The following is a 3,692-nucleotide window of genomic DNA, read 5'->3' as shown; positions in this document are numbered from 1 at the left end:
ATAGGGGCGGTTGGGGGGGCGGCGCTATGCCTCGATAGGTTCGCGCTGCCCCTCATCTGCCTGCCGGCATCTTCTCCCCGTGAACGGGGAGAAGGACGCTTGTCGCCAATTCCGGCGCTCCTCCAGGAGACGATTTAGCACCCAATGACTTATGCCGTGTCTGAAATCCGATCCGCAGGCCAGCCGCGAAAGAAGCGGCTGTCGCATGCCGCTATCGAACCATGGCTGTATCTCAGCCCGGCGATCATCCTTCTGGTCGTGGTGCTGCTGGTGCCGCTGGTCATCGGCATCAGCTACTCCTTCCGTAAGTTCTCGGCGTTCAAATCGGAATATGTCGGGCTTGGACAGTATCAGGCGATGCTGTCGGATCAGGTGCTGGGGCAGGCACTGGTCAACACGTTGTGGTGGACGGTCGCCAGCCTGTTCTTCCAGTTCTTCCTCGGCCTTGGCCTGGCGCTGCTGCTCGACAAGCCGTTTCGCGGCCGCAAGGCTGTGCAAGCCCTGGTGTTCCTGCCCTGGGCTGTGCCGTCCTTCCTGTCGGGCCTGACCTGGGCCTGGCTGTTCAATCCGATCATCGGCCCGTTGCCGCACTGGCTGTTTGCACTGGGGCTGAAGGCCGAACCGACCAATGTGCTTTCCGATCCCGCCACCGCCATGTGGGGGCCGATCGTCGCCAATATCTGGTTCGGCATTCCGTTCTTCGCCATCACGCTTTTGGCGGCGCTGAAATCCATTCCGTCGGAACTGCATGAGGCAGCGGCCATCGACGGCGCTTCGCCATGGCAGCGCTTCACCAAGGTGACGCTGCCGTTCCTGGCGCCGACCATCGCCATCACTGTGATGTTGCGCACCATCTGGATCGTCACCTTCGCCGACCTGATCTTCGTCATGACGGAGGGCGGACCGGCCGGCTCGACCAACACGGTGCCGGTCTACATCTATGTCAGCGCCTTCAAATCGCTGGACAAGGGCTATGCCTCGGCGGTGGCGGTGCTGCTGCTCGTTCTGCTCATCGCCTATGCGATTGCGCTGATCGGCATCCGCCGCACGTTGGTGAGGCACGTCTGATGATAGCAGGACGTTCAACCTCGCAGCGCTTCTTCGGCGGCATCGGCCTCTACGCGGCAATCGCGGCTTACGTGCTGTTTGCCCTGTTCCCGATCTACTGGACGCTGAAGATCTCGGTCACGCCGGAGCGGCTGCTCTATTCCGAAGGCATCACCTTCTGGCCGTCGCACATGACACTGCAAAACTTCGTTACCGTGCTCGAGGCCACCGATTTCCCGCGCTATTTCCTCAACAGCGTCATCGTCTCGGTCTCGACGGCGGCACTGGTGACGATCATCGCCACGCTCGCCGGCTATGCCATGTCGCGCTTCACCTTTCGCGGCAAGGCAGCCCTGGCGCTGATGTTGCTGCTCACCCAGACTTTTCCGCTGGTGATGGTCATTCCGCCGATCTACCGCGTGATGGGGCAGATCGGCCTGATCAACAGCCTGACCGGGCTGATCATCATCTACACCGCCTTCAACACGGCCTTTGCCACCTTCCTGATGCAGTCGTTCTTCGACGGCATCCCCAAGGATTTGGAAGAGGCCGCGATGATCGACGGCTGCACCCGCGCGCAGGCCATGCGCAAGGTGATCGTGCCGCTGACGCTGCCCGGCATGGGCGCCACGCTCGGCTTCGTCTTCACCGCCGCCTGGAGCGAGCTTCTGTTCGCGCTGATGCTGATTTCCAGCGACGACCAGAAGACCTTTGCCGTCGGCTTGCTCACCTTCATCGGCAAGTTCGCCGTCGACTGGGGACAGATGATGGCGGCGTCCATCCTGGCGCTGATCCCGGTCTGTATCTTCTTCGCCTTCCTGCAACGCTATCTCGTCACCGGCCTTACCGCCGGCGCCGTCAAAGGATAGATCGATGGCCTCTGTTACGCTCGAAAACGTCCGCAAGGACTATGGCGCCGTCCGCGTCCTGCACGCGGTCGACCTTGAAATCGCCGATGGCGAGTTCGTCGTCCTGGTTGGGCCGTCAGGCTGCGGCAAGTCCACGCTCTTGCGCATGATCGCCGGGCTGGAGGAGGCTTCCGGCGGCGAGATCCGCATCGGCGAGCGGCTGGTCAATGACGTGGCACCCAAGGACCGCGACATCGCCATGGTTTTCCAGTCCTACGCGCTCTATCCGCATATGGACGTGTCGAAGAACATGGGCTTCAGCCTGCTCCTGAAGAAGGCGGAGAAAACGACGATCGACGCCAGGGTGGACGGCGCCGCCAAGCGGCTCGGGCTCGACACGTTCCTGCAACGCCTGCCGCGGCAACTGTCCGGCGGCCAGCGCCAGCGCGTCGCCATGGGGCGTGCCATCGTGCGCGATCCCAAGGTTTTCCTGTTCGACGAGCCGCTGTCGAACCTCGACGCCAAGCTGCGCGTCCATATGCGCGCCGAGATCAAGGCGCTGCATCAGCAGCTGAAGACGACATCGGTTTATGTCACGCATGACCAGATCGAGGCGATGACCATGGCCGACCGGATCGTCGTCATGCATGACGGGTTGATCCAGCAGGTCGGCGCACCGCTCGATCTCTATGATCGGCCGGCCAACATGTTCGTCGCCGGTTTCATCGGTTCCCCCGGCATGAATTTCCTGCCGGCGATTGTTTGCAAGGGTGGTACCCCGGAGGCTGTACTGACCGATGGCCAGGCGCTGCGGCTGCCGGAAGGCCTGCCGCTGACGGACGGTGACGCCATCACCGTCGGTCTGCGGCCCGAGCATATCAAGTTGGCGGATGAGGGCGCGTTGAAGGGCGAGGTGGGTGTGGTCGAGCCTCTCGGGCTTTCGACGCAGTTCTACGTCAAGCTGGCCAGTCAGCAGCTTTGCGTCTTTGCCATGGGCCGTGCCGGCGTGAAGCCAGGCGACGAGGTGAGGTTGGTTGTCGAACCAGACCAATTGCATCTGTTCGATCCGAAAAGCGGTGATCGCATCGGCTGAGGGGACACAGCCGAGCGTCGGGCAGCAGTATCGGGCGCCGATGTCGGGCGGGAAATACAGGTAACGCTACATTTCAATTGGATAAAATAGCGGAACGTCCAACAGACATTTCCGGAACCTAACAGGACCACTCGGACCTTTGCGTCTACAGCGCAAGACCTTAGTCCCGCCGTCTTCTCAAGAGAACGGAGGTCGTTTCGCCACGAATTGGGCCGCCGTCGGAGTTAGTCAACACCGACGGCGGCGCCTGCAATATGGGCGAGTGGGTTGTGTGCGGATATGGTGTGATCGCGGAAGTGGATTGTAGACCGCTAACCGCGAGGGCTTCTTTTGGACAGCGGCGAACTGTCCAACGGGTTCTCAGCCGACTTGGCCGATCGCCGCTCCTTCAGCCACAGGGACTTCTTTCTCCTTGCTAGGTTCTCGTCTCGAACGCTGTCGTCGGCGGTCACTCCGCCATGCATCGCGGCAATCACGTAGTCGGCTCTGTTGGTTCGAAAGTCGCCTTTTTGTACGGACATCGTTTTCTCCCAGTGCGAGGCATTTCCCCCCTTTTTGCCTGACGCTGAAACTAACTGCCTATCCGTGGTGCAAGTCTACCAATCGCCGATTGTATTAAAACGATACACTCAAGGTGGCACGATCGCACGAGAGGAGCCAATACTGGCGGGGCTCCTTCATTGACCCTGTTGTGAGCCTTGCGG

General features: G+C 61.2%; 4 protein-coding genes. 3 read left to right on the top strand and 1 reads right to left on the bottom strand.

The features are described from left to right. The first annotated feature begins 144 nt into the window (after positions 1-144). Genes EN984_RS26275 through ugpC form a run of 3 tightly spaced genes read left to right on the top strand, consistent with a single transcriptional unit; the run spans position 145 to position 2,988 of the window. Positions 145-1,068, top strand: a complete 924-nt coding sequence (locus tag EN984_RS26275) for a sugar ABC transporter permease (RefSeq protein WP_127270752.1) — start codon at positions 145-147, stop codon at positions 1,066-1,068. Next, on the top strand, positions 1,068-1,916 hold the full coding sequence (locus EN984_RS26270; protein WP_027036797.1) for a carbohydrate ABC transporter permease: 849 nt from the start codon (positions 1,068-1,070) through the stop codon (positions 1,914-1,916). The genes EN984_RS26275 and EN984_RS26270 overlap by 1 nt, the downstream gene beginning before the upstream one ends. Before the next feature lie 4 nt (positions 1,917-1,920). Further along, on the top strand, positions 1,921-2,988 hold the full coding sequence (gene ugpC, locus EN984_RS26265) for a sn-glycerol-3-phosphate ABC transporter ATP-binding protein UgpC (protein ID WP_127271561.1): 1,068 nt from the start codon (positions 1,921-1,923) through the stop codon (positions 2,986-2,988). Between the two features lie 311 nt (positions 2,989-3,299). Here the strand turns inward: ugpC and EN984_RS38290 are convergent, their stop codons facing one another. After that, on the bottom strand, positions 3,300-3,509 hold the full coding sequence (locus tag EN984_RS38290; RefSeq protein ID WP_127271560.1) for a hypothetical protein: 210 nt from the start codon (positions 3,507-3,509) through the stop codon (positions 3,300-3,302). Positions 3,510-3,692 lie beyond the last annotated feature (183 nt).

It is taken from the genome of Mesorhizobium sp. M7A.F.Ca.CA.004.12.1.1 (assembly GCF_003997835.1).
In the GTDB taxonomy this organism is placed as follows: domain Bacteria; phylum Pseudomonadota; class Alphaproteobacteria; order Rhizobiales; family Rhizobiaceae; genus Mesorhizobium.
The sequence above is the reverse complement of the archived record's forward strand: the minus strand, read 5'-3'. Positions and strand labels throughout refer to the sequence as shown.